The organism is Nocardioides sp. AN3 (assembly GCF_054653495.1).
In genome coordinates this window covers 58126-83319 of record NZ_BAAIGC010000013.1, presented here as the reverse complement: position 1 = coordinate 83319, position 25194 = coordinate 58126, and the positions used below count along the sequence as shown (strand labels likewise).

Sequence of the window (25194 nt, the reverse complement as noted above, 5' to 3'; positions counted from 1 at the left end):
GCCATTCACAGGCATCCCATGTTGCTCTCGCTGAACGAACGTCGGCAGCGCCGGGAGCGCCGAAGTCGGATACGGCTCATCCTGATCTCCGCATCTGTGGGGCACCTCGGCTGGGGAGCGATCCTTCCCTACCAGTACGTCTACGCCTCCCAAGCCCGGGGATGGGGACAGCTGGTCGCTGCGCTCGCGGCGGGGCTCTTCTCGGTGGGCTCCCTGGTGGGGTCCCCCCTCTTCGGACGCGTCGCCGATGGACGCCGCCCCGAGCGAGTGCTGATGGCTGCACAAGCTTTCGCAGCCGCAGCCTGTCTCGGACTGCTTGCCAGTGGCTCGCCACCGTGGTTCTGTCTCTCCTCACTCATCTTCGGTCTCGGAATGATGGGGGCCGCTCCAGCGAAGTCGGTCCTTGTCCTTCACTGGACACCGGCGGCGGCTCATCGACGTGTCTTCGCCTACCGTTTTGCCGGGGAGAGCATCGGCATGGCGTCGGGCGCCGTCGTCTCAGGTCTGCTCGTGGACGTGACGCACCCCGATGGCATGACTCCGGCTTACGTCATCGGCGCGCTCAGCCTGTCGACGGCGCTCGCGGTCAGCGCATGGGCCGCACATCGCGCCCCTGAGCGCATGGCCGACCGCGAGCAGCACACTGTCCACGTCAGCATGGTCCGGTCCTTGCGGCTGCTGAGCGCACATCGCACGCTCTGTTGGCTCGCCGTCCTGACGACCTGCTTGGCGCTCGCGTTCTACGCCCAGTTCGAGGCGGGTCTGCCTGCGTACGCCGTCACCGAGCTGCACGCCGGCCAGACAGCCATCGGCCTCGCCGCGGCGACCAACTGCGCGACCATTGCCGCGTTCCAGATGGTGATGCTCCGCATCACTGATCGCCAAGCACCCGGACCGCTCCTGGTGGTTGTCGGCCTCATCTGGGTGGCATGCTGGACGTTGCTCGGCGCCGCGGCGGTGCTCCCCGTCTCGTGGGGGGCCGTCATCTTCGTCGCGACCTATGGGGTATTCGCCCTCGGTGAGACCATCTTCACACCGATCCTCAGCCCCCTGGTCGCGCGCCTTGCACCGGCCGGAATCGTCGGGACAGCGCTGGGGGTGTTCGGTGGCCTTCAGACAATGTTCTCGGCACTGGGCCCCCTGATCGCCGCCGTCTCGTTCGGACTCGGGCTCCCTGTACTCTTCGTCGGCGTGCACCTCGCCCTCAGCATGGTGGCTGTCCTCGCGGCAGGACGTCTTGCCGTGCTGCTCTCCGTTCGGTCCGCGCCTTTGACTCTCGGCCCGTCGCCCGTCCCACGAGGCTGCGCATGTTCGCCGCAACTCACCTCGATGATGGACGGGTCGAACAGATCGACCGCCGATTGAGACGAACATAGGTAAAAGTATCGACATCGGCTACAACGGACATCCTCCGGCGCCCTCCGACAAAGGAGCGGACGGATGACGGCGTACACGGCATTCGAGCGAGGGTGTTCCCGGGGAGTTGTGTCGGAACGGCTCCAGATCACCCACGCCTGACGGTCCAGGCGGATTGGCGATTCGTGCACGACCGGTCTAGACCGCTACTGTGCCGCGTGCCGATGGCCGGACGGGGGGCGTCCAGTGGCGGCTTCCGATGGAGGTCCGCTGAACGTCTGTCAACGGCGATTGACAACGACACAGCATGACGCAGGGTGACCGCGTGATGGCGCGGATCTCGACCTCCCTTGCGATCTCATCATCGACATGTTGAGGTCGCCGCCTGGAGGCCGGTATCGCCCGTGAGCAGTTGAACGCCCGGGGCAGGGTGCGACGTGCGTGCGGAGGCAAGTCTCGGCGCGTCTCTTTGCCTCCCGTCTGTGGAACTTTGCAGGACCTCGGTTGAAACATCCAACAGAAGAAGGCGGCCCCTTGCCGCGATCTCTTTCGTCCTGGCCGCTTGTGGTTGAGATGCTCGAGGTCCATGAGGGAGCGGCCCCACACCCGGTGGATTCGCCTCATCCCGCCGTGCCTGCGCGCCGCATTGTTGGCGCGCACGGCGGCATGCGGTGGCCTCACCCGGTTCGCGAGGCGTCGACGAATGAGACGCCGCCCACGAGCCGACACAGTGAGAGGAAGAGGAGAAGATGTCTCGGAAAGGACTGACCGCCATCGCGGCGGTGCTGACGATCGTTCTGGCCGCCTTGGGCGTGTTCGCGTCGGCTCAGTCGGCGACGCCGAGGAGGACGTCTACCCACGCGTGGGATGCCAGGAAGCCACATCGGACGAGGACGGCGACCCCGACGCCGACCCCCACCCTGAGCGCAGCGGCGACGCCGGTGTCGACGCCGACGGCGACCAACACGGTCACGCCGACACCGACGCCCACGGTCGCGCCGACGCCCGTGGTCACGCCCACGCCCACCCCGACGGGCACGACGACCCAGAGCTCCACCCCGACTCCCACGGCGACTTCCGGCACCTGGTCGTGCGTCGTGCAACTGGGCGGAGGCTGCCCCAACGGCAGCGGTGGCTACAAGGACACCGCCTTCAGCCCGAACTCCAACGGCTGGAACAGCTATGTCAACAACCAGGACGTCGGCTTCAACGGCGTGGGCACCGAAACCCTGTACGTGAACGGGCCGCGCAACTGGCAGGTCGTCTCCAACCTCGGCGCCTGTGGTGGCTGTGTCCAGACCTTCCCGGCCTCGCAGCAGTTGTTCGACAACTGGGGCAGCAGCGGTTTGGGTTCGGGCACCTCGGCCACGCCGATCAGCTCACTGTCAGCGCTCTCGGTCAACTACGACGAGACGTCGCCTGGCGGTTCGGCCAACGGCTACGAGTTCGCGCCCGACATCTGGCTGGACGGCTACCCCTGGGACATCATGTTCTGGGTCGACACCAACCTCCGCTGCTCGCTCGGTGTCGGCAGTGTGGGCGAGGTCATCGGCAGCTTCTCGATGGACGGCCAGAACTGGACCGTCCACCGCTACGGCAGCAACGGCGGGGCGGGCTCGAAGTACGGCGATGAGATCATCGTCACGCTCGACGGCGCCGGTGGCTCTGGCACGTGTGCTCAGCAGCCGAAGGGCACCATCAACGTCAAGGCAGGCCTGGAGGCGCTCGCCTCGAAGGGGTTCATCCCTGCGTCTCCTGCGGTCAGGCAGATGAACACCGGCTGGGAGATCACGGAGTCGAAGAGCGCGACGTTCACCGTCCACGATCTTTCCTACACCGTGACGCCCAAGTGACGCCGACCCTTCCCCGAGCCATTCGCTCGATGTAGAGAGGCGGCAGTCGGCCGCGCTCCCGTCGACACGGCTCATGGCGGCATGCGTGAAAACGGCCCCTCGCTGGCGGAAACGCCGGTGAGGGGCCGTTTTCTCGTGCTGGCGCGTCTGTTGGGCGACGGGTGACAGGCGTCTCCCTTCGGACTACGGCACCGTGACGACGTCAGCCACTTGTGACAACGAGCGCCCGCTGCCTCGCAGGGTCGTCGACGGCGCAACCCCATACCAGGAGCGGTACTTCGCCGCGAACCGGCTCTGGTGCAGGAAGCCCCAGCGCGCGGCGATCTGAGCCACCGACGTCGACTCGGGGGAGCCGGCGACGAGGTCGCGGTGGGCCTGGTCCATCCTCACCCGGGTCAGATACTCGTGGGGAGTGCTCCCGAGGTGCTCGGCGAAGCCTCGCTGCAGCGTGCGAGTCGTCATGCCGACAGCGGAAGCGATCCCAGGGATGGTGAGCGGCTCCTGAGCGTTCTCCTCGATGTAGCGAACCGCGCGCTGCACATGAGGCGCGGTGGCCGGCGCGGCGGGCGCCTCGAGCTCGCCACGGTGCGGGTGATCGGCCGCGAGCAGGAGACCGGTCATCAGTGTGCTCGAGACCTGGGCAGCGATGAGCGGGTTGGTCACGAGTCCGCTGAGTGCCTGTCCTGACGTCAGTGCCGCTCGGGCGAAACGCGCCCACTCGGCCCCCCGGCCTGCGTGGAGGTCGAGCGACGGCTGGAAGTCGATCTGGCCGATGCGGTCGGACCCCGACAGGCGGCGCAGCTCCGCCTCCATGGCGCGGCGCTCGAACTTGAAGATCGTGACCTTCTCGTTGCCGGTCCACCACCCGGTCAGGACGCGCGGATCATGGGGCCGGACGATGCTGGCGGTCTTCGGGGACACCGTGAGGACCCGCGTGGCGGTGGCGACGTCGAGCAGTCCGCCCTCGAACAAGTGCACGGCATAGGTGTCGTCGACGCTGTCGACAGCAATCCGAACCGTCCCGTGATAGGTCACCTGGCCCGCCAGCACTGGCCCGACCGCGGCCGCCTCGATGTCGCACCTGAAGGGACGCTTGTCCCGCTGGGCGATGTGGATGCTGTCCCGGAAGAACGTGCTGCCCAGTCTCACAGCATCGTCGATGTCGGTCAGCGAGGTCAGTCGCGGCAAGACGTCGCCTGGTGCGGCTCCGTGGTCCGCCGGCTCATGTCGCTCCACTGCGACCGCTTCAGATCCCATGCCCGACATGCCTCCCCTGCTTCGGCGTCGCTGGCCGGACGCTCACGCGAGCGTGCTGAGCGGACGACGAGCGCTGGAGAGACCGGCGCGTGAGCGAGGTCTGACGCGGGATGCGAAGTGATCCACGTCACAGTCAACGGGTGCGCGATCCGGCTGACGGGGTGTCGCGATCTGTGTGTCGAGTGGCTGGCACCCCCGCCTACCGTCCGTGCCAGTAATGCCAGTCGGGGGAACGCGCATTGACGCGTCCGGCCCAATCAATTGTCGACTCCATGAGTCGCCGGGGGGAATCACCACGTGAGTCCGTCGTCACGTGTGCGCAAGGCAGACCGCTTGCGCACGTTCATCATGGCCCTGGTCAGCGGACTGCTGGTCGCGGCGGGGCTCTCGCTCGGTGCAAGTCCCGCGCACGCGGCGGGCACTGCGACCCTGTCCGTGACCATCGCGCCCGCGACGACGCCGATCCTCTCGGGGGCGACGGCTCAATGGGTTGTGAACTACCAGTGCTCCTCCGTCGACCCGTCCGTCACCACCTGTGACAACGCGCAGATCAAGATCGACATCACCAAGCTCTCCCCGCAGGGCAACCCGGTCACGTGCATGGTCGGCGGCTCGACTGGCAACGGCGACTTCAACCCGACGACGACCGGGTTCATCGGCTCGGGTGCCGGCAACAGCATCCCGGTCGGTGCCTCGGGCCAGCTGACGTTCGCGTGCAAGACGGCGTTCGGGACGACGCCGGACCAATCGACGCTGGTGGCGACCGCGACCTTCAGCTCCGACTCCGCGACAGGCTCGGTGACCAAGACGTCGGCTCCGATCGTGATCACGGCTGTGCCCGGCGTATCGGTCGACAAGGCCCTCCTCGGCGACTCGGTCCTGGACGGTGTCACCGCCTACCAGATCACCGGCGACTACATCAAGGCCATCAAGAGCAACGGCGACTGGGACACGAAGAATCCGGTCCTGGTGGACACGCTGCCGGCCGGTGCGGTGTTCGTCAGCGCCTCCAACGGAGGCGTCTACGACGCGGCCACCAACACGATCACGTGGCCGTCGAGCGCCTGGAGCAACAACTCCATCGGTCCTGACATCAGTGCGATCGTCCACGTGACCTATCCGTCCTCGACGTTCGGCCCGACCGACACGGTCACGAACAAGGTCAAACTCACGACGACCACGGTCACCGACCCGCATGACATCACGGCGACCGACAGTGTGAGTCACACCTTCAGCAACGCGACGGGTGGGTCGGGCTCCTTCCGCAAGACCGTGTCGAACAACGACATCGCCGCTAGGGCGATCTTCAAGACCGACGAGTACCACTGGAACCTGACGATCACGAACACCGGCACCGTGCCGATCGGCGGCACACTCTACGACTATCCGCCGTGCCAGAGCGCCCCGCTGAACAACTCGCTCCCGCAGAGCTGCACAGACCCCGGGTTCAAGATCAGCAGGATCAGCAATGTCCCTCAAGGATCGGTTCTCACCTTATATCTCGCCGACGGAACCACCCAGACGGTGACGAAGTCGACCGACGCGTCGGTGACCTACGCCGTCCCGGCGGCCTGGTCGATCAGCGGCTACGCGATCAAGCTTCCGGACGGGACAGTTGATCCGACCACGACCTACTACGTGTACGTGTATGGCAACCTGACCGCGGGCAACGCCTACGTGCCGATGACCCAGACGAACTGCGCGCAGTGGTCGATGACCAACGCGGCGCCGACGACGCTGACGAACCTCGGCGACAAGGACAAGTCCTGCGCAGTCGCGTACTTCAAGAACGCCGCAGCCAACCTCCAGATCCGCAAGGCCTACACGGGCGGCCCTGACGCGCTGATCTCGGGCCAGGTCGCGCCCTGGAGTCTCGTCGTCTCCAACCAGGGGGCCACCAGTGACCCCCACTACGTCGACGCTCCGGTCCACGTGACCGACACGCTGCCAGCCGGCGTGACCTACGTGCCAGGAAGTGCGGTCGTGACCAACGCGGCCGGCGCCTACACCTACGACGCGGACTACACCACTGCCGGCATGACGGTCACCCAGAGCGGGCAGACCCTCACGTTCACCTTCCCCTCGAGTGCCGTCCTCGACAAGCAGCATGCCTTCACCATCACGTTCAAGACGATCGTGAACGCAGGCGTCGGGGTCACCACGCAGACGAACACCGCCAGCGTGTGGAACGATGCCGACCCGACCTGGGTCCCGAGCGCCGGCGGTGGCAGCATCAGCAGCGCGTCGTTCACCACGGGCACCTCGGCACAGGCCGGCGCGCAGAAGATGGTCGAGGGCCAGTACGACAGCCAGTACCTGTTCTCGGTGGCCGGCTCGCCAGCGGTGGGTCAGTCACCCGCGGGCGGCATCTCCCACTGGAAGCTCAGCATCGGGTCGCTCGGCTCGACCACCATCGACGACCTGGTCGTCTACGACGTCTTCCCGTACGTCGGCGACACCGGGGTCTCGGGCGGCCAGAGCGGGGTGTCCCGTGGGTCGCAGTTCCAGCCGACGCTCGCCGGGCCGATCACCACGCCGGCCGGCGTGACGGCGACGTACTCGCTCAGCACGAACCCGTGCCGTCCGGAGGTCTATCCGAGCCAGCCCGTCGGGTGTGACCCGACCTGGTTGACCGCCGGGCAGGTCACCGACTGGTCGAAGGTGCGCGCCGTCCGGATCGACGCGACCACCAAGACCTACCAGCCGGGCCAGACCGAGCAAGTCACCTACGACATGAAGCTGCCGGTGGGGGCTGACCCGGGCGACATCGCGTGGAACTCGCTCGCCTACACGGCCGCAGGCCCCAACGGCCCGCTGCTGCCCGCCGAGCCCGTGAAGGTCGGCATCAAGGTCGTGGCGCCGCCGAGCGTGGACATCGAGAAGGCCGACGCGGCAGGGAACGACGCCGACACGGCGGCCGATGCGGTCACGCTCGACCCGACGGCGACAACCCAGTTGAAGCTTACGGTGAAGAACAACGGCGGGGAGCCCCTGAAGAACGTGAAGGTATCCGACCAGGTCACCGTCGGCTCTGCGAGCGTGACTGGACTGACGTGCACGTTCCCCGACGGTTCGACGGGCACCCAGTGGGCTGGCCCGCTTGCGGTCGATGCCAGCTTCGGCTGCACCGCGACCCTGAGCGCGCTCGGCTCCGGAGCGCAGCACGCGGACGACGCAACCGTCGATGCCGTCGGGACGTTGAGCGGCACATCGGTGACCGACGACGACGAATACCACGGGAAGACCCCCGCGAAGGTCGATGTGTACCTGCGCAAGGTGGGCGCCGACGCCAGCGGCAGCCTCACGGCCCTGGACGGCTCGCAGTGGACGCTGCAGAGGGATGCGAACGGCGCGCCGGGGACGACGATCGCCGGGGGAGTCCAGCCGGTGGCAGGGCAGACTGGCGAGTTCGAGATGGCCGGTCTGCTGCCGGGGACGTACTGGCTGACCGAGGCGTCGGCTCCCGGCGGCTACGTGCTGCTGGCACAACCGATCAGCTTCACCATCGCAGCCGACGGCACCGTGACGCTCGGCTCGGGGACGGGCCGGTCCGTGACGCTCGGGCACACCTCAGACGGCGATCCTGAGATCACCGTGCAGGACGCACACGCGCTGGCGCTTCCGTTCGCGGGCGGGAGTGGATCCACCGCCTACTCGCTCGCCGGGGCGGCCCTGCTCGCTCTCGCCGGCCTGGCCTTCGTGCTGCTGCGGCGTCGTTCGTCGAGGTCCCCCGGCTCCGGGAGGCGGATGAGGACGTAGTCGGACCAGACACGACGTCACCACGAAGTCATCTCGGTTGAGAGAAGAGGAAGAAGACAAGCGCATGATCACCCGCAAGAAGACGCCGCTGCATGCGGTCGTCCTGGCAGCGGTCCTGGCGACGATGGCGATGGCCGGGTTCGCCCGCCCTGCGTCAGCCGCCTCGCCGTCGCTGCCAGACCCCAGCAAGACCGGCACGATCGACATCCACAAGTTCGAGACGCCACCGCCGAGCGACGGCGGCAGCGGCGGCAACAACCTCGTCGCACCCTCCTGGCTGCCGAACAACGGCACCGCCGTCGACACGACTGGCCTGACCCCGATGGCCGGCGTGACGTTCAGCATTCAGCAGGTGACCGGGATCGACCTGACCACCAATCAGGGCTGGCAGGACGCGAACGCCCTGAGCGGCACCTTCGACCCCGCGAACGCGACCGGATCGATCACCAGCGCGGGCTACGGGCTGTCCGCCGCGGCCGGGTCACCTGTCACGACCGACGCCAACGGTGACGCGTCCCTGTCGGGCCTCCCGCTCGGCCTGTATCTCGTGACCGAGACGTCGTGGCCGGCCGGCGCGACCCCGTCCGTGCCGTTCCTGGTCTCGGTCCCGCTGACCGACCCGAACAACCCGAGCTCGTGGCTCTACGACGTCAACGTCTACCCCAAGAACGCGGTCACGACGGTCACGAAGAGCGTGCAGGACGCCGACGCCGTCAAGCTCGGCGACCCGGTGACGTGGACCATCACCGCCGACATCCCCGAAGTGAACACGATCGACGGCTACAAGATCACCGACAAGCTCGACACGAAGCTGGACTACACCGGCGCGACCGTGACGCTCGCCGACGGGACGCCGATCGTGGAGGGCACCGACTACACCGTCGGCTTCGACTCGGTGACCCACACCCTCACCGTCACGTTCACTGCCGCGGGCCGGGCGATCCTCGCTGGCGACAGCGCCACGCAGGTCGTGGTGAAGGTCAACACGGCGGCCAACGCCGTAGGCGTGATCGCGAACACCGCGGTGCTCTACCCCAACAAGGCGAGCTTCGACGTCGCTCCGGGCCAGCCCGGTGGTCCGGTGGAGTCGCCGCAGGTCGAGACCAAGTGGGGCGAGATCACGGTGCTGAAGACGAACGAGACCGGCGCCGCGCTGCCGAACGCGGTGTTCAGCGTCTACACCTCGCAGGCCGACGCAGAAGCGGGCAAGAACCCGGTGTCGATCAACGGGCAGACGGTGTGGTCGGCAGGCGCCGACGGTCAGCTGACCATCTCCGGACTTCGCTACTCCGACTTCGCAGACGGCGCGACGGTCGCTCCGGGCGACCCGGGGTATCGGGAGTACTGGCTCGCCGAAGTCACGGCGCCTCAGGGCTACGAGCTGCTGGCCGACCCGGTGAAGTTCCTGGTCACCGCCCAGACGAGCACGGTGGGGGTCGACCTGACGATCAAGAACGTGCCGTCCAACGCCGGGTTCGAGCTGCCCTTCACCGGCGGCCCCGGCGGGCTCCTGCTCTACGGCGGCGGCGCTCTGCTCCTGCTCGGAGCAGCGGCGATCGCGGTGGCACGGCGACGCGAGACCGTCTGAAGGATCGAGGACTGATCCCGCCGGATCGGCCCAGAGACGCGGGGCGGCGACCAGATCGGTCGCCGCCCCGTCGTCATGTCATCCCTGCTCGGCGTACCCAGACCGCCCATGCCCCGCAGGCCGATGGCGGGAGAGATCGGGCAATGGCCTCGCCGTCTCGGCGACACGGATGTGGGCGGCGTCCGTCCACGCCTGGTGGACATAGACCTTCTCGCCGTGCGCCGGCGTGCCACCGGCCCACGCGCTGATCACCCAACCCTCCCACCCTGGTCGGCCGTCGTGCTGGACGCGGCGCCACCCGAGAAGGATGCCCGGGTTCGGGTTGACCCACGAGCCCGTGACGTCCACCCAGACGAACGTCGGCAGAGGGGTCGGCACAGGACCCAGGATAGAACGTGTGTTCGAAGATCGGCGATGACGGCCCCTCGACTGGTCCGGTGGCTCAGTCGAGGCAGGCGCTGGCGAGCTGACCGTCGTCGGCCGCGCCACGCGGCGGCTCGCGCCTCGTCGGCTCGGCCGGCTTCTGTTCCGCCCTGGCCGGGCCGGCCGGCCTCTGTTCGGTCTGTGGCGGCGGCACGCGGGCACCATGCCGCTCGGCGCCGATCCCGGCGGCCACCACGAAGCCGACGCCGAGGGCAGCCACCGGGCTCGGCACCTGGTGGAGCACCAGAAGGCCGATCACCAGTGCAAGGCCGGGCTCGAGTGCCATCAAGGTGCCGAACGACCCGGTCGTCAGCCGTCGCAGCGCGAGCAGCTCGAGCGCAAACGGCACGACAGGAAGCAGGATGGCGAGTCCCAGCCCGATGGCGAGCAGCCCAGGAGTCAGATGGCCGACCGTTCCTGGTCCGGCTACCAGAGTCGCGACGACGGCGGCGACCGGCATGGAGACTGCCAGGCCGGTGATCCCGCTGGCGGCGTCGCCCACCTTCTGGGTGAGCAGGATGTAGGCCGCCCAGCACACCGCCGCACCGAGGGCGAACGCAACGCCGACGAGATCGGCTGAGCCGGTCCATGGCTCGGTCAGCAGCACGACTCCGAGTGCTGCGACGAGTGCCCAGATCCTCGCAACGCCGGTCGTGCGCACCACTGCCACGCCCAGCGGTCCGAGGAACTCGAGGGCGCTCGCCGTCCCCAGCGGCAGCCGGGCGACCGCGGCCATGAAGAACAACGTCACCCCGCCTGTGGCGACCCCGAGCGCCACCGCCGCCAGGAGCGCGTCGCGGCTGAAGTCGGAGAGGCGCGGTCGCACGATGACCAGCAGCAGCAGCCCGGCCCAGGTCAGACGCAGCCACGCCGTCCCCTCCGGGCCGATCCGGTCCATGAGATCGACGGAGGCCGCGAGGCCGAGTTGGACGCAGAGCATCGAGCAGACGGCCATCGAGGCTCCGACGCGGGCGGCATGACGTGACATGTGTCCAGTGAAGACGTCAGATCTGTTCGTGTCCACGTGACTTTCCTGGACATATCGTTCAGCAAGCCCACACAATCGACCAGTGGATCTCCGTCGCCTGCGTCTCCTCCTGGAGCTCTCGCGCCTCGGGTCGATGCACGAGGTGGCGGCCGAGCTCGGCACGACCACCTCGAGCGTCTCCCAGGGCATCGCCGTCCTGGCTCGCGAAGCGGGTACGCCGCTGGTCCAGCCGGATGGTCGACGGGTTCGGCTGACACCAGCCGGTCGTCGGTTGGCCGAGCATGCGGTGACCATCCTCGCCGCAGTCGACGCGGCCCGCCTCGACCTCGACCCGACCGCGGAGCCGGTGGGCGTGCTCCGCGTCGCCGGCTTCGCGACCGCGGTCCGCCGATCGCTGCTGTCGGCCATCGACGATCTCGCCCACACCCATCCCGGCATCGAGGTGCGTGTCCACGAGCACGAGCCGCAGGAGTCGCTCGGTCTGCTCGCCCGCGACGCGGTCGACCTTGCGCTCGTCTATGACTACGACCTCGCACCCGCCTCGTGGGACATCGACATCGAGGTGACGCCGCTGTGGGAGGCCGAGTGGGGACTCGGCGTGCCCAGTGGTGAGAAGCGCGCGCCGTTCGCGGCGTACGCCGATCGCGACTGGATCGTGAACTCGCGGCACACCGCTGACGAGCAGGTGCTGCGAACGTTGGCCGCGCGCGCGGGGTTCACGCCCCGCGTCGTCCATCGCATCGACAGTCTCGAGCTGGTCGACGACCTCATCGTCGCCGGTCGAGGCGTGGCCCTCCTTCCGAGGGGCCCGGCTTCCCGGCGCGGGGTCCGCGTGCTCGCGCTCAACGATCCCCGGGTGCGGCTGCGGGCGTACGCCGTCACGCGTCCTGGCCGTCGAGCATGGCCGCCTTTGCAGGCGGTGCTCGACCGTCTGACGCGCTCCTGAGCGGCTCGCCCGACCCATCTGAGGCGTCCGGTCGCTCCGAATGGGTACCAGCGGGCATCACCCCACCCTCTCTCGGAGGAGACACCATGGACACCTCGAGCACGACCCGCTCCATGACGGCCACCCCCGTCCAGACAGCCGCGACGGTTGTCGCTGCGGTCTTCCTCATCGTCGGCATCGCCGGCTTCATCCCCGGCATCACGACGCACTACGGCGACCTCAGCTTCGCGGGCCATCACTCCCAGGCCAAGCTGCTCGGCCTCTTCGAGGTCTCCGTCCTCCACAACATCGTCCACCTGCTCTTCGGCGTCGTCGGGCTCGCGATGGCGCGCAGCTGGACTGGTGCCCGCAGCTACCTCATCGGAGGCGGGATCGTCTACTTCGTCCTCTTCCTCTACGGGCTCATCGTCGACCGCAACAGCGGCGCGAACTTCGTGCCGGTCAACAGCGCCGACAACTGGCTTCACCTCCTGCTGGCGGTCGGCATGGTCGTGCTCGGCCTGGCGCTGAGCCGCAACCGCGCCGGTGCCTACGGCGGAACAACGCTGCGGTAGCGGCAGCTCTGACATCGATCAGAGGCCACTGGGCGGTGCCCGCGCAAGAGATGTCTTGCCATTTGTGACACTCATGGGTCATCCTCATGGCCCAGGCGTCAAGAGACCGGCGTCTGACAAGCGGCTCAAGGGAGCGTCGCGCATGACGACGAGCTATACCGCCGAGACCGGCGACCAGCCACTCATCCACCAGTTCATCAGGCTCTTCGGCCACCGTCCCACCCCCTACGAGCTCGAGCGCTACGAGCGCGCCCGAGCTCGTCTCTCCGGCCATCTGCCGGCCCGCATCCGTCGCAACGCAGCGCGGCTGATCACCCGGACCTGAGGCGCCACGGCCGACGGGATCGAGCACCGGCTGAGGTGGCGCTAATCGAGGTGACAGCCACCGATAGGCTCAGGTGCGTGAGCAAGGCATGGGAGCTGTTCGCCGACGACCCGACCATCATCGCGGCGCGGGTGAACGGCACGCTGAAGGACCTGTCCACCGACGTCGCCGACGGCGACGAGGTGGAGGGCGTCGCGATCGACTCGACCGACGGCCACAACATCCTGCGGCACTCGACGGCGCACGTGCTCGCCCAGGCCGTCCAGCAGCTCTTCCCCGAGGCGAAGCTGGGCATCGGCCCACCGATCCAGGACGGCTTCTACTACGACTTCGACGTGCCGACGCCGTTCGTGCCCGAGGACCTGGTCAAGATCGAGTCCTTGATGAAGAAGATCATCAAGGCGAACCAGCGCTTCTCCCGTCGGGTCACCAACGACGCGGACGCCCTCGTCGAGCTCGCTGACGAGCCCTACAAGGTGGAGCTCATCGGACTGAAGGGCTCGGGGAGCGAGGCCGCGGAGGGTGCGGGCGTCGAGGTCGGCGCCGGCGAGCTCACCATCTACGACAACATCGGCCGCAACGGCGAGGTGGCGTGGAAGGACCTGTGTCGCGGGCCGCACCTGCCCACCACCCGCCGCATCCCCGCCTTCAAGCTGATGCGCAGCGCTGCGGCGTACTGGCGAGGCGATGAGAAGAACAAGCAGCTCCAGCGGATCTACGGCACGGCGTGGGAGTCGCAGGAGGCGCTGGACGCCCACCTGCACCGCATCGAGGAGGCCGAGCGCCGCGACCACCGCAAGCTCGGCCGGGAGCTGGACCTCTTCTCCTTCCCCGACGAGCTGGGCTCCGGCCTGCCGGTCTTCCATCCCAAGGGCGGCATCATCAAGCGGGAGATGGAGGACTACGTCCGCCGCCGGCACATCGAGGAGGGCTTCTCCTACGTCGGCACGCCGCACATCAGCAAGGACGGCCTGTTCCACACCTCGGGGCACCTGCCGTACTACGCGGACACGATGTTCCCGCCGATGGAGCTGGAGGGCAGCAAATACCAGCTCAAGGCGATGAACTGCCCCATGCACAACCTGATCTTCGCCAGCCGTGGACGCTCCTATCGCGAGCTGCCGCTGCGGCTGTTCGAGTTCGGCACGGTCTATCGCTATGAGAAGTCAGGCGTGGTGCACGGGCTCACTCGCGTCCGCGGTCTGACCCAGGACGACAGTCACTCCTACGTCACCGCCGAGCAGGCGCCCGCCGAGATCAAGCATCTTCTCGACTTCGTCCTCGGCGTGCTCCGCGACTTCGGCCTCGACGACTTCTACCTCGAGCTCTCCACTCGGGACCCGGAGAGCGACAAGTTCATCGGGAGCGATGAGCAGTGGGAGACCGCGACCAGGATCCTCGAGGAGGTCGCCACCGAGTCGGGCCTCGAGCTGGTCCCCGACCCGGGCGGTGCCGCGTTCTACGGCCCGAAGATCTCGGTGCAGGCGCGCGATGCGATCGGCCGCACGTGGCAGATGTCGACGATCCAGTACGACTTCAACCAGCCGGAGCGGTTCGGGCTGGAGTATGTCGCGGCCGACGGCTCCAAGCAGCAGCCGGTGATGATCCACTCGGCCAAGTTCGGCTCGATCGAGCGCTTCTTCGGCGTCCTGGTCGAGCACTACGCGGGCGCGTTCCCTCCGTGGCTGGCGCCGGTGCAGGTGCAGGCGATTCCGGTCGCCGACGCCTTCGCCGACTACCTCGACGACGTCGCCAAGCAGCTGCGGGCGAAGGGGATCCGCGTGGAGACCGACCACTCGGCTGACCGGTTCCAGAAGAAGATCCGCAACGCCCAGCTGCAGAAGGTGCCGTTCATGGTCATCGCCGGCGGTGAGGACGTCGCGAACGGCGCGGTGAGCTTTCGCTACCGCGACGGGCGCCAGGAGAACGGCGTACCGGTGGCGGACGCCATCGCGCGGATCGTGGCAGCGGTGGAGTCGCACGAGCAGGTCTGAGGCGATGCGTGTGACGTCGTGTCACAGCAACCCTTGTTAGTGCGACTGTTGTCGCACTAATCTGGGTGCATGAGCGCTGTCGAGCACGTCTTCCCAGGCAAGCAGGAGTACGACGACGCCCTGAGGACCCTGTCCCAGGCATCGCTGGACCGGCACTTCGAGGCGTTCCGCGACATCGCGTGGGACGCCCCCGAGATGCAGGTCGCCGAGCAGGATGAGCGCTTCATCCTCACCGACGCCGACGAGATCGGCCGACACGAGTGGTACAAGGCGCTCTCGCGCGCGCGCCAGATCGAGATCGGCCGCTACCGCTACGCGCAGATCGCCAAGGTCGGCCGCCAGTTCGAGCAGATCCTGATCGCCGGAGTGATGCACCACCTCATCCGCATGGAGAACAACAATCCGGAGTTCCGGTATGCCATGCACGAGGTCACCGAGGAGACCCACCACATCCAGATGTTCCAGGAGTCGGTGAACCGCTCCGGCGCCGACGTCTTCGGCGCATCGCGCCGTTGGACCCGCGTCGCGCCGCTCGTGACCTCGGCCGGCCATTGGTTCCCCGAGCTCTTCTTCGTCGGCATCCTGGCGGGGGAGGAGCCCATCGACCACCTCCAGAAGAGCATCATGCGCGCCGGTGGCAGCCACCCGCTGATCGACCGGATCATGCAGATCCACATCGCCGAGGAGGCCCGCCACATCGGATTCGCCCATGCCTACCTCGAGCACCACTGGCCGCAGCTGAGCAAGCGGAGGCAGCGCGTGCTCAAGGTCCTGTTCCCGATCGTGATGCGCGTGCTCTGCGACGTGATCATGGTCCCGAGCAATCAGGACCGTCGCGCGATGGGCATCCCCGAGGACGTGGCGAAGGAGATCTGGTGGGAGTCGCCCGAGTCCAAGAAGCTGCTGCGCGACCTCTTCGGTGACGTCCGGATGCTCGCCGACCGCCTGGGGATCCGGTCGGGGGCGGCTCGGCTGATCTGGAGGAGGCTGGGCATCGACGGGGATCCCTCGCGGTTCCGCAGCGCTCCGAGCCCTGCTCGGTCCTGAGTGCGAGGAGGAGCGGAGCCACCGTGCCCCACGTCGTCACCGGGTCCTGCTGCTCCGACGGCTCGTGCGTCGTCGCCTGCCCGGTCAACTGCCTCCATCCGGCTCCCGGCGAGCCCGGCTTCGCCGAGGCCGAGATGCTGTACGTCGACCCCGCGTCGTGCGTGGACTGCGGTGCCTGCACGACGGCCTGCCCCGCGGACGCGATCGTGCCCCACACCGCCCTGACGCCGGAGCAACAGCCCTTCCTGGCCCTCAACGCCGAGTACTACGAGGTGTTCCCGCATGCCGATCGCACCCCGCTCGCGCGGATCCCGGCGCCACGGCGGCTCGCCCGGTCGGGCCCGTTCCGCGTGGCCGTCGTGGGCGCCGGACCGGCGGGCCTCTATGCGGCGGACGAGCTGTTGACCCACCCCGAGATCAGTGTCGACGTCTACGACCGCCTGCCGACGCCGTACGGCCTCGTGCGCTTCGGCGTCGCGCCCGACCATCCGCACACCAAGCGCGTGCAGGGACTCTTCGCCGCCATCGAGGAACAGCGCGGGTTTCGGTACTTCCTCAACGTCGAGGTCGGCAAGCACGTCTCGCACGCCGAGCTCGCCGAGCACTACGACGCCGTGCTCTACGCGGTCGGCGCGGCGGCCGACCGCCCGCTCGGGGTGCCGGGAGGCGACCTGCCCGGCTCCCTGTCGGCGACGGACGTCGTCGCCTGGTACAACGGCCATCCTGACCGCCAGGACCTCGCGGTCGGGCTGGACGCCGCGTCGGTCCCGTCCGGAAGGGCCGTCGTCGTCGGCAACGGCAACGTGGCCCTCGATGTCGCCCGCATCCTCGCCGAGGACCCCGAGCGCCTGCACGCGACCGACATCGCGGCCCTTCCACTCGAGCGGCTTCGCCGCAGCAACGTGCGCGAGGTCGTGGTACTCGGTCGTCGCGGCCCGGACGAGGCCGCCTTCACCCTCCCCGAGCTCGTGGGGCTTGCGGGACACGACGGCCTCAACGTCGTCGCGGACACGGGCGGCGCTCGGATCGAGGGCCAGGACGCGCGCTCGCGGCTGCTCCGCGAGCTCGCGGGCCGCCCGGTCGACCCCGGGAAGCGGACCATCGTGCTGCGGTTCCTGGCCTCGCCGGTGCGCCTGCTCGGCGCCGACAACGTGAGGGCGGTCGAGATCATGCGGAACCGGCTCGAGGCGGACGACGGGGGCGTGCGAGCGGTCGCCACCGGCGAGACCGAGGTGCTCGAGGCGGGCGTCGTGCTCCGTGCCATCGGCTACCACGGGCTTCCGGTGCCGGACCTTCCCTACGACCCAGCCCGTGGCGTCGTGCCGAGTGACGGCGGACGGGTGTGGCCGGGCGTCTACGTCGCGGGGTGGGCCAAGCGCGGACCGAACGGCTTCATCGGCACCAACAAGTCCGACGCCCACGAGACGGTCGAGCGGCTGCTCGACGACCTCGACGGAGGAGAGCTCGCCCGACCGTCCCGCGATGCCGCCGCCATCGCCGCTCTGGTGGGGCGCCGCCAGCCGTCGGCCGTCGACCTTGCGGGCTGGCGCTCCCTCGAGCGCGAGGAGCGGCGTCGCGGCACGGAGCAGGGACGGCCTAGGGTGAAGATCGTGGACATCGACGAGATGCTGCGGGTCGCTCAGCCGCGTGCCCGCCGTCCCTGGCTGCGCAAGGTCCGGGCGTGACGGCCGAGACGGGTGCTCGGGACGGCCGGCAGGCGCGCTGGGACCGGCACAAGGAGGAGCGGCGCCAGCAGATCATCGACGCCGCCATCGCGGTCGTCGAGGACAGCGGTCCGGGCGCAGAGGTCCACGTCCAGCAGATCGCACAGCGGGCCGGGCTGAGTCGCACGGTCGTCTACCGGCACTTCGAGGACCGGGCCGACCTCGACCGGGCGGTCCAGACCAAGGTCCTCGACGGCTTCTGGGCCGAGCTGCTGCCGCAGATCACGTTGGACGGCACCGTCCCGCAGATCATCGAGCGTGCGGTCGGCACCTATGTGCAGTGGGCGGTCGCCCACCCGGCGCTCCACCAGCTCGCCGACCATGACGCGACCGGCAGCGGCCCGCTCGAGGAGGGACTCGACCGGCTGGCGGGCCAGATCGCGCAGGTCGTCCAGGTCGGCGCGGTCGCCCTGGGGGGCGAGCTCACCGCCGAGGACCGCGCCTCGCTCGACCCGCTGGCGCACGGGATCGTCGGAGCGGTCTTCTCCGCGGTCCGGCGCTGGCTCAAGCGGCCCGATCCGCTGCTGACCCCGCAGACACTCGTGGGGCTGGTCAGCCAGACCGTCTGGTTCGGGATCGACGGGCATGCCCGCCGCTTCGGACTCGAGATCGACCCCGAGCGCACGGTCGAGGACATCACCGCCGACGTGGCGGCCGGGCTGATGGAGACCAGCGGCCGGTGAACGAGGACGCCTCGACCCTGCACCAGGACGGCGTGGGCCACTCCGACGCGCTCGACCGCCTGTGGACGCCGTACCGCATGGCCTACATCCGCGGTGAGAGCAAGCCGGCGGACGGCTCGGCAGGGGAGTGTCCCTTCTGCCGGATCCCCTCGTTGGACGACGAGGAGGGGCTCGTCGTCCATCGGGGCGAGCTGGCCTTCGTCGTCCTCAACCTCTACCCCTACTCCGCCGGACACCTGATGGTCTGCCCCTACCGCCACGTCGCGGAGTACGTCGACACCACCGTCGAGGAGGCCGCCGAGATGGCCGCGCTCACGAAGACCGCCATCGGGGTCATCCGGTCGGTCTCGGGCGCGCAGGGGTTCAACATCGGGATGAACCAGGGCACCGCCGGTGGCGCCGGGATCGCCGCCCACCTGCATCAGCACGTCGTGCCGCGCTGGGTGGGGGACAGCAACTTCATGCCCATCATCGGCCACACCAAGACCCTTCCCGAGCTGCTCGGCGAGACCCGCCGCCTCCTCGCCGAGGCGTGGTCGGCGTGACCGCGGGCGGCATGGCCCAGGGCACGAGCGCGGCCGGCACGGGCGCGGCCGGCACGAGGCTGGCCGAGGACGCGCGGCTCGCCGGGGAGCTGGTCCGCGATGCCGGACGGCTGGCGCTGCGGATGCGCGCCGGCGGCATCGAAGCCGAGTCGAAGACGTCCGTCTCCGACGTCGTCACCGCTGCCGACCACGCCGCCGAGGAGCTCATCGTCACGCGTCTGGCGAAGGCGCGTCCCGAGGACGGCGTCCTCGGCGAGGAGGGGTCGGCCGACGGCGGGTCGAGTGGCCGCACGTGGGTGATCGATCCCGTCGACGGCACCTACAACTTCGTCAACGGGCTGACCTGGTGGTGTTCCGCCCTTGCCCTGACCGACGGCGACGACCTGGTCCTGGGGGCGGTCTACCACCCGCACGAGGACGCGCTGTTCGTCGGCGGCCCCGACCTGCCGACCACGCGCAACGGCGAGCCGCTTCCCAGGATCGAGGACCGGTCGCTGGGCGAGTCCTGCCTGACGACGTACCTCCACCCTCCGTTCTACGGCGACGAGGTCGGACGAGCCTTCGGTCGGGTCGTCCGCGGCGTGGCGACGCTGCGGATGCTCGGGTCCGGCTCGATGGACCACACCGCGATCGCGCGTGGACAGCTGCACGTCGCCTGCCAGCACTCGGTGCCGCCGTGGGACCGGCTGCCCGGGGCCGCGCTGGTGCTCGGGGTGGGCGGCGCCCACCGGCGTACGGCGTCCGCGGGCGTGGAGTGGTCGGTCACCGGCGTGCCGAGCGCCGTCGACGCGATCTGCGCGGCGCTGGAGGCCTGAGCGGCACCGGCGGATAGCCTGACGCCACCATGTTGGACAGATTCAAGGCGTTCTGGCAGGGCGTCGTCCTTGCGCCGATCGTCAACCTCCTCATCCGGCTCAACGTCAGCCCTGACGCGGTCACCCTGGTGGGCACCGCCGGCGTCTGCGTGGGCGCGCTCGCGTTCTTCCCACGCGGACACCTGCTGGGCGGCGTCGTCTTCATCACGTGCTTCGTCTTCAGCGACCTCATCGACGGGGCGATGGCACGCAAGACCGGCCGCAGCTCGTCGTTCGGCGCGTTCCTCGACTCCACGCTCGACCGGATCGGCGACGGGGCGATCTTCGGCGGTCTTGCGCTCTACTTCGCGGGTCCGGGCGATGACCGGCTCTACCTGTGGCTGACGATGATCTGCCTGGTGATGGGCTCGGTGACGTCGTACGCGCGGGCTCGGGCCGAGAGCCTCGGCTACACCGCGCAGGTGGGCATCGCCGAGCGGTCCGACCGGCTCGTCGCCATCCTCGTGATGACCGGTCTCGGCGCGCTGCTGGGTCTCCCGATCCTCATGGAGGTCACCATCTGGGCGCTCGCGATCGCCAGCACCGTCACGGTCGCCCAGCGGATCCTGACGGTGCGCAAGCAGGCCCTCGCGGCCGAATAGGGTCATCGCGGCAAAGAGAACTAGCATTTGGTGTATGGAGCTTTCCGACACCGCAGCGGCCCCCACCACCGGCACCACGCGCGTCAAGCGCGGGATGGCTGAGATGCTCAAGGGTGGCGTGATCATGGACGTGGTCACCCCTGAGCAGGCGAAGATCGCCGAGGATGCCGGCGCGGTGGCCGTGATGGCGCTGGAGCGCGTCCCGGCCGACATCCGCGCCCAGGGCGGGGTGTCGCGGATGTCGGACCCGGACATGATCGACGGCATCATCGAGGCCGTCTCGATCCCGGTGATGGCCAAGGCCCGGATCGGTCACTTCGCGGAGGCGCAGGTGCTGCAGTCCCTCGGGGTGGACTACATCGACGAGTCCGAGGTGCTCACGCCCGCGGACTACGCCAACCACATCGACAAGTGGGCCTTCACGGTCCCGTTCGTGTGCGGTGCGACGAACCTGGGTGAGGCGCTGCGCCGGATCACCGAGGGTGCGGCGATGATCCGCTCGAAGGGCGAGGCCGGCACCGGGGACGTCTCCAACGCGGTCACCCACATGCGCACGATCCGCAAGGAGCTGCGCCGGCTGACGGTGCTCTCCGACGACGAGCTGTACGTGGCCGCGAAGGAGCTGCAGGCGCCCTTCGAGCTGGTCAAGGAGGTCGCCGCGGCCGGCAAGCTGCCGGTGGTGCTGTTCACCGCCGGCGGGATCGCCACCCCGGCGGATGCGGCGATGATGATGCAGCTGGGCGCCGAGGGCGTCTTCGTCGGCTCGGGCATCTTCAAGTCCGGCAACCCCGCCCAGCGGGCCGAGGCGATCGTCAAGGCCACGACGTTCTACGACGACCCCGACGTGGTCGCCAAGGTCTCGCGCGGCCTGGGTGAGGCCATGGTCGGCATCAACGTCGACGACATCCCCGTCCCGCATCGCCTCGCCGAGCGGGGCTGGTGAGCGTCGGAGGCGCCGTCCGCATCGGAGTCCTCGCCCTCCAGGGCGACGTCCGCGAGCACGTCGGTGCCCTGGGCGCGCTGGGCGTCGACGCCCTCGCCGTACGCCGCCCCGCAGAGCTCGAGACCATCGACGGTCTCGTGATCCCGGGCGGGGAGTCGACCACGATGGCGAAGCTGGCTCGCACCTTCGACCTGCTCGAGCCGCTGCGGGCCCGGATCAAGGACGGCATGCCGGCCTTCGGCACCTGCGCCGGGATGATCCTGCTCGCCGACCGCATCGTCGACGGCACGGCCGACCAGGAGACGATCGGCGGCCTCGACATCACCGTCCGGCGCAACGCCTTCGGGCGGCAGGTCGACTCGTTCGAGGGCGAGCTCGCCGTCGAGGGGCTCGCCGACCCGGTGCACGCCGTCTTCATCCGCGCGCCGTGGGTGGAGGAGGTCGGGCCGGAGGTCGAGGTGCTCGCGGCTGCTGCGGGCCACCCGGTCGCCGTACGCCAGGGGCGCCTGATGGCCACCAGCTTCCACCCCGAGGTGGAGGGTGACGGACGCATCCACCGGCTCTTCGTCGACGTCGTCCGCTCCGCGGGGTGACGACCGCCGGCTGGGGTGGCCTGGTCGCACGGCGGTAGACTTCACCGGCTGTTCGAGCGACAAGAAGAGGGACTGATGTCTGGCCACTCCAAATGGGCGACCACGAAGCACAAGAAGGCCGCGATCGACGCCAAGCGCGGCAAGCTGTTCGCGAAGCTCATCAAGAGCATCGAGATCGCGGCGAAGATGGGTGGCCCCGACCCGTCCGGCAACCCGACGCTCTACGACGCCATCCAGAAGGCCAAGAAGCAGTCGGTCCCCAACGACAACATCGACCGCGCCGTCAAGCGCGGTGGCGGGCTCGACGGCGGCGGCGTCGCCTACGACACGATCATGTATGAGGTCTACGGCCCCCAGGGCGTCGCCCTCCTGGTCGAGTGCCTGACCGACAACAAGAACCGCGCCGCGATGGAGGTCCGCACCGCGGTGACCCGCAACGGCGGCACGATGGCCGACCCCGGGTCTGTCTCGCGGCTCTTCAACCGCAAGGGCGTCGTGGTGGTGCCGAAGGAGCAGGAGTCGAAGGCCGTGGATGAGGACGCGGTCCTCGAGGCGACCCTCGACGCCGGCGCCGAGGACGTCAGCGACCTGGGCGACTCCTTCCAGGTGCAGTCCGAGGCGACCGACCTCGTCGCCGTTCGCACGGCGCTGCAGGACGCCGGCATCGACTACGACTCCGCCGACGTCGAGTTCGTCGCCAGCATGGACATCCCCGTCGCCGACGCGACGGCCGCGGCGAAGGTGATGCGGCTCGTCGACGTCATCGACGACCTCGACGACGTGCAGAACGTCTTCACCAACGCCGACATCCCTGACGAGGTCCTCGAGGAGATCGACGCCTGACGCGCCGGGCGGGCTGCCTGTTCGACGAACCGTCGCTGGGGCGTGTCGCGGCCGAGCCGGCCGGCGGGACCAGGTAGCCTGCGAACATGTGTTCGACGCAGGAGCTCGGCTGATGCGGGTCCTCGGGATCGACCCCGGTCTCACCCGATGCGGCATGGGCGTCGTCGAGGGGCAGATCGGACGACCTCTCGACCTCGTCGACGTGGGCGTCATCCGCACGACGAGCACGCTGGCCGTCCCCGAGCGGCTGGTGACCATCGAGAAGGGCATCGACGCCTGGATCGAGGAGCACCGGCCCGACGCCGTCGCGGTCGAGCGGATCTTTGCCCGCTCCGACGTCAGCACGATCATGGGCACGGCGCAGGCGAGTGGCCTCGCCATGGTGTGCGCCGCACGCCGAGGCATCCCGGTCGCGCTGCACACCCCCTCGGAGGTCAAGGCCGCCGTCTCCGGCAACGGCCGCGCCGACAAGGCGCAGGTCGGCGCCATGGTGACGCGTCTGCTGAGGCTCGACGCGATGCCCAAGCCGGCCGACGCCGCCGACGCGCTGGCGCTCGCCATCACGCACATCTGGCGGGGCGGTGCCCAGGCCAGGATCGACGCAGCTCTGGCTGCAGCAGGGAGGAACCGATGATCGCCCACGTGCGCGGCACCGTCGCCGCCGTCACCCTCTCGAGCGCGGTCGTGGAGGTCGGCGGCGTCGGGCTCGAGCTGCTGTGCACGCCCGGCACCCTCGCCGGTCTGCGCACCGGACAGGAGGCCACGCTGCCGACGTCGCTGGTGGTGCGTGAGGACTCCTTGACCCTCTTCGGGTTCGCGGACGAGGACGAGAAGTCGACGTTCGAGCTAGTCCAGACCGCCTCCGGGGTCGGGCCCAAGCTGGCCCAGGCGATGGTGGCCGTGCTGACGCCGGACACGCTGCGCGTCGCGGTCTCCACCGACGACGTCAAGACGCTCACGAAGGTGCCGGGGATCGGCCAGAAGGTCGCCCAGCGCATCATCCTCGAGCTCAAGGACCGCTTGGGTGCGCCCCTCGGATCGTCGCGTCCCGCCGCTCCCGTCGTGGCGGCCGCATGGCGCGACCAGGTCCAGGAGGCCCTCCAGGGGCTCGGCTACAACGCGAAGGACGCCGAGCGGGCGGTGGCCGCCGTACCGGATCCGGCCGGCACCCCCAACGTGAGCGCCTTGCTCCGGACGGCCCTGCAGGGCCTCAGCAAGGCGTAGCGGATGGCGTTCGGAGAGAACGAGCTGGACGCCGCGGAGTCGGCCCACCTGCAGCGACTCACCGCGGCGGAGGCCGAGGGTGACGAGCGGGCGGTCGAGGCGGCGCTGCGTCCGCGCACCCTCGACGAGGTCGTCGGCCAGACGCGCGTGCGGGAGCAGCTCGGTCTGGTCCTCGAGGCGGCGCGCCAGCGGGGGCGAGCCCCCGACCACGTCCTGCTGAGCGGTCCTCCGGGGCTCGGCAAGACGACGCTCGCGATGATCATCGCCGCCGAGATGGGCACGCCGCTGCGGCTCACCTCCGGGCCAGCCATCACCCACGCCGGCGATCTCGCCTCCATCCTCTCCGGGATGAACGAGGGCGACGTGCTCTTCGTCGACGAGATCCACCGGATGTCGCGGCCGGCGGAGGAGATGCTCTACATGGCGATGGAGGACTTCCGGGTCGACGTCGTCATCGGCAAGGGGCCGGGCGCCACGTCGATCCCGCTCGAGATCCCACCCTTCACGCTGGTGGGCGCCACGACCCGCGCGGGGCTGCTGCCTGGTCCCCTGCGGGACCGGTTCGGGTTCACCGGCCACCTCGAGTTCTACGAGCCGCACGAGCTCGACCTCATCGTGCACCGCTCCGCCGGGCTCCTGGGCGTCGAGCTGACCGACGCGGGCTCCTCCGAGATCGCGTCGCGATCCCGGGGCACGCCGCGCATCGCCAACCGCCTCCTGCGCCGGGTCCGCGACTTCGCCCAGGTGCGCGCCGACGGCGTCGTCACGCTCGACGTCGCCAACAGCGCCCTCGACCTCTACGAGGTGGACGCGCTCGGGCTGGACCGCCTCGACCGAGCCGTCATCGACGTCCTGTGCCGTCGGTTCGGCGGGGGTCCCGTCGGCGTCTCGACGCTGGCGGTCGCGGTCGGGGAGGAGCGGGAGACGGTCGAGGAGGTCGCGGAGCCGTTCCTCGTCCGCAACGGCTTCCTCGCGCGTACTCCGCGTGGGCGGATCGCCACCCCGGCCGCCTGGGCACACCTCGGGCTCACCGCGCCGGCACCCCTGCCCGGCCAGGAGCCGCTCTTCGAGGAGTGAGGACGGGGCGCCCATG

Annotated in this window: 24 protein-coding genes; 20 read left to right on the top strand and 4 right to left on the bottom strand. The window is 69.3% G+C overall.

From position 1 onward, the window contains the following. The first annotated feature begins 18 nt into the window (after nucleotides 1-18). A complete protein-coding gene (locus tag ACYQ1K_RS15680) occupies nucleotides 19-1365 on the top strand; it encodes an MFS transporter (RefSeq protein ID WP_459984048.1) in 1347 nt (448 codons plus the stop codon). Between the two features lie 817 nt (nucleotides 1366-2182). On the opposite strand, the gene ACYQ1K_RS15675 is transcribed toward ACYQ1K_RS15680, so the two are convergent. Then, nucleotides 2183-2413 (bottom strand): hypothetical protein, encoded by a 231-nt coding sequence (locus ACYQ1K_RS15675; protein WP_459984047.1) that lies wholly within the window; start codon nucleotides 2411-2413, stop codon nucleotides 2183-2185. Between the two features lie 40 nt (nucleotides 2414-2453). Here ACYQ1K_RS15675 and ACYQ1K_RS15670 point away from each other — a divergent pair, with 40 nt between their 5' ends. Beyond that, nucleotides 2454-3209: a glycoside hydrolase family 12 protein gene (locus tag ACYQ1K_RS15670; RefSeq protein WP_459984046.1), complete on the top strand. Its 756-nt coding sequence runs from the start codon at nucleotides 2454-2456 to the stop codon at nucleotides 3207-3209. Between the two features lie 183 nt (nucleotides 3210-3392). On the opposite strand, the gene ACYQ1K_RS15665 is transcribed toward ACYQ1K_RS15670, so the two are convergent. Further along, nucleotides 3393-4466: an AraC family transcriptional regulator gene (locus tag ACYQ1K_RS15665; RefSeq protein ID WP_459984045.1), complete on the bottom strand. Its 1074-nt coding sequence runs from the start codon at nucleotides 4464-4466 to the stop codon at nucleotides 3393-3395. Nucleotides 4467-4799: 333 nt separating this feature from the next. On the opposite strand from ACYQ1K_RS15665, the gene ACYQ1K_RS15660 reads away from it, so the two are divergent. Further along, nucleotides 4800-8225, top strand: a complete 3426-nt coding sequence (locus ACYQ1K_RS15660; protein ID WP_459984044.1) for a SpaA isopeptide-forming pilin-related protein — start codon at nucleotides 4800-4802, stop codon at nucleotides 8223-8225. A 64-nt stretch (nucleotides 8226-8289) separates the two neighbouring features. After that, nucleotides 8290-9813: a SpaH/EbpB family LPXTG-anchored major pilin gene (locus ACYQ1K_RS15655; RefSeq protein WP_459984043.1), complete on the top strand. Its 1524-nt coding sequence runs from the start codon at nucleotides 8290-8292 to the stop codon at nucleotides 9811-9813. Nucleotides 9814-9891: 78 nt separating this feature from the next. Here ACYQ1K_RS15655 and ACYQ1K_RS15650 read toward each other — a convergent pair whose 3' ends face one another. Both ACYQ1K_RS15650 and ACYQ1K_RS15645 read right to left on the bottom strand, forming a co-directional pair. Further along, nucleotides 9892-10191, bottom strand: coding sequence for a hypothetical protein (locus ACYQ1K_RS15650; protein WP_459984042.1), 300 nt, complete (start codon nucleotides 10189-10191; stop codon nucleotides 9892-9894). Nucleotides 10192-10255: 64 nt separating this feature from the next. Further along, entirely contained in the window at nucleotides 10256-11224 is a 969-nt protein-coding gene (locus tag ACYQ1K_RS15645; RefSeq protein WP_459984041.1) for an EamA family transporter, read from the bottom strand. Between the two features lie 82 nt (nucleotides 11225-11306). On the opposite strand from ACYQ1K_RS15645, the gene ACYQ1K_RS15640 reads away from it, so the two are divergent. The 16 genes from ACYQ1K_RS15640 (at nucleotide 11307) to ruvB (ending at nucleotide 25178) form a co-directional block, all read left to right on the top strand. Next, entirely contained in the window at nucleotides 11307-12170 is an 864-nt protein-coding gene (locus tag ACYQ1K_RS15640; protein ID WP_459984040.1) for a LysR substrate-binding domain-containing protein, read from the top strand. 86 nt (nucleotides 12171-12256) lie between these two features. Next, entirely contained in the window at nucleotides 12257-12724 is a 468-nt protein-coding gene (locus tag ACYQ1K_RS15635) for a DUF4383 domain-containing protein (protein ID WP_459984039.1), read from the top strand. A gap of 142 nt (nucleotides 12725-12866) precedes the next feature. After that, nucleotides 12867-13049 (top strand): hypothetical protein, encoded by a 183-nt coding sequence (locus ACYQ1K_RS15630; protein ID WP_459984038.1) that lies wholly within the window; start codon nucleotides 12867-12869, stop codon nucleotides 13047-13049. A 35-nt stretch (nucleotides 13050-13084) separates the two neighbouring features. Further along, nucleotides 13085-15043, top strand: coding sequence for a threonine--tRNA ligase (gene thrS, locus ACYQ1K_RS15625; RefSeq protein WP_459984037.1), 1959 nt, complete (start codon nucleotides 13085-13087; stop codon nucleotides 15041-15043). A 69-nt stretch (nucleotides 15044-15112) separates the two neighbouring features. Further along, the gene (locus ACYQ1K_RS15620) at nucleotides 15113-16090 is read left to right on the top strand and encodes an AurF N-oxygenase family protein (RefSeq protein WP_459984036.1); all 978 of its coding nucleotides are present in this window, start codon (nucleotides 15113-15115) and stop codon (nucleotides 16088-16090) included. A gap of 23 nt (nucleotides 16091-16113) precedes the next feature. After that, nucleotides 16114-17775, top strand: a complete 1662-nt coding sequence (locus ACYQ1K_RS15615; RefSeq protein WP_459984035.1) for an FAD-dependent oxidoreductase — start codon at nucleotides 16114-16116, stop codon at nucleotides 17773-17775. Beyond that, a complete protein-coding gene (locus tag ACYQ1K_RS15610; RefSeq protein WP_459984034.1) occupies nucleotides 17772-18497 on the top strand; it encodes a TetR/AcrR family transcriptional regulator in 726 nt (241 codons plus the stop codon). The genes ACYQ1K_RS15615 and ACYQ1K_RS15610 overlap by 4 nt, the downstream gene beginning before the upstream one ends. Then, nucleotides 18494-19042 (top strand): HIT family protein, encoded by a 549-nt coding sequence (locus tag ACYQ1K_RS15605; protein ID WP_459984033.1) that lies wholly within the window; start codon nucleotides 18494-18496, stop codon nucleotides 19040-19042. The genes ACYQ1K_RS15610 and ACYQ1K_RS15605 overlap by 4 nt, the downstream gene beginning before the upstream one ends. Next, complete coding sequence (locus ACYQ1K_RS15600; protein ID WP_459984032.1) at nucleotides 19039-19857, top strand: inositol monophosphatase family protein; 819 nt, start codon at nucleotides 19039-19041, stop codon at nucleotides 19855-19857. Before ACYQ1K_RS15605 ends, ACYQ1K_RS15600 begins: the two co-directional genes overlap by 4 nt. A gap of 29 nt (nucleotides 19858-19886) precedes the next feature. After that, complete coding sequence (gene pgsA / locus ACYQ1K_RS15595) at nucleotides 19887-20498, top strand: phosphatidylinositol phosphate synthase (RefSeq protein WP_459984031.1); 612 nt, start codon at nucleotides 19887-19889, stop codon at nucleotides 20496-20498. Nucleotides 20499-20532: 34 nt separating this feature from the next. After that, entirely contained in the window at nucleotides 20533-21441 is a 909-nt protein-coding gene (gene pdxS / locus ACYQ1K_RS15590; protein ID WP_459984030.1) for a pyridoxal 5'-phosphate synthase lyase subunit PdxS, read from the top strand. Then, nucleotides 21438-22034: a pyridoxal 5'-phosphate synthase glutaminase subunit PdxT gene (gene pdxT / locus ACYQ1K_RS15585; RefSeq protein WP_459984029.1), complete on the top strand. Its 597-nt coding sequence runs from the start codon at nucleotides 21438-21440 to the stop codon at nucleotides 22032-22034. Before pdxS ends, pdxT begins: the two co-directional genes overlap by 4 nt. A 75-nt stretch (nucleotides 22035-22109) precedes the next feature. Then, nucleotides 22110-22877: a YebC/PmpR family DNA-binding transcriptional regulator gene (locus tag ACYQ1K_RS15580; protein ID WP_459984028.1), complete on the top strand. Its 768-nt coding sequence runs from the start codon at nucleotides 22110-22112 to the stop codon at nucleotides 22875-22877. Between the two features lie 112 nt (nucleotides 22878-22989). Beyond that, on the top strand, nucleotides 22990-23511 hold the full coding sequence (gene ruvC / locus ACYQ1K_RS15575; RefSeq protein WP_459984110.1) for a crossover junction endodeoxyribonuclease RuvC: 522 nt from the start codon (nucleotides 22990-22992) through the stop codon (nucleotides 23509-23511). Then, nucleotides 23508-24101, top strand: coding sequence for a Holliday junction branch migration protein RuvA (gene ruvA, locus ACYQ1K_RS15570; RefSeq protein WP_459984027.1), 594 nt, complete (start codon nucleotides 23508-23510; stop codon nucleotides 24099-24101). Before ruvC ends, ruvA begins: the two co-directional genes overlap by 4 nt. Nucleotides 24102-24104: 3 nt before the next feature. After that, nucleotides 24105-25178, top strand: coding sequence for a Holliday junction branch migration DNA helicase RuvB (ruvB, locus tag ACYQ1K_RS15565; RefSeq protein ID WP_459984026.1), 1074 nt, complete (start codon nucleotides 24105-24107; stop codon nucleotides 25176-25178). Nucleotides 25179-25194 lie beyond the last annotated feature (16 nt).

Excerpts from the sequence above, each read along its gene's own strand:
- ACYQ1K_RS15680 (WP_459984048.1), top strand. The coding sequence starts at position 19 with ATGTTGCTCTCGCTGAACGAACGTCGGCAGCGCCGGGAGCGCCGAAGT.
- ACYQ1K_RS15665 (WP_459984045.1), bottom strand. The coding sequence starts at position 4,466 with ATGGGATCTGAAGCGGTCGCAGTGGAGCGACATGAGCCGGCGGACCAC.
- ACYQ1K_RS15655 (WP_459984043.1), top strand. The coding sequence starts at position 8,290 with ATGATCACCCGCAAGAAGACGCCGCTGCATGCGGTCGTCCTGGCAGCG.
- ACYQ1K_RS15645 (WP_459984041.1), bottom strand. The coding sequence starts at position 11,224 with ATGTCACGTCATGCCGCCCGCGTCGGAGCCTCGATGGCCGTCTGCTCG.
- ACYQ1K_RS15635 (WP_459984039.1), top strand. The coding sequence starts at position 12,257 with ATGGACACCTCGAGCACGACCCGCTCCATGACGGCCACCCCCGTCCAG.
- ACYQ1K_RS15630 (WP_459984038.1), top strand. The coding sequence starts at position 12,867 with ATGACGACGAGCTATACCGCCGAGACCGGCGACCAGCCACTCATCCAC.
- ACYQ1K_RS15620 (WP_459984036.1), top strand. The coding sequence starts at position 15,113 with ATGAGCGCTGTCGAGCACGTCTTCCCAGGCAAGCAGGAGTACGACGAC.
- pgsA (WP_459984031.1), top strand. The coding sequence starts at position 19,887 with ATGTTGGACAGATTCAAGGCGTTCTGGCAGGGCGTCGTCCTTGCGCCG.
- pdxS (WP_459984030.1), top strand. The coding sequence starts at position 20,533 with ATGGAGCTTTCCGACACCGCAGCGGCCCCCACCACCGGCACCACGCGC.
- ACYQ1K_RS15580 (WP_459984028.1), top strand. The coding sequence starts at position 22,110 with ATGTCTGGCCACTCCAAATGGGCGACCACGAAGCACAAGAAGGCCGCG.
- ruvC (WP_459984110.1), top strand. The coding sequence starts at position 22,990 with ATGCGGGTCCTCGGGATCGACCCCGGTCTCACCCGATGCGGCATGGGC.
- ruvA (WP_459984027.1), top strand. The coding sequence starts at position 23,508 with ATGATCGCCCACGTGCGCGGCACCGTCGCCGCCGTCACCCTCTCGAGC.
- ruvB (WP_459984026.1), top strand. The coding sequence starts at position 24,105 with ATGGCGTTCGGAGAGAACGAGCTGGACGCCGCGGAGTCGGCCCACCTG.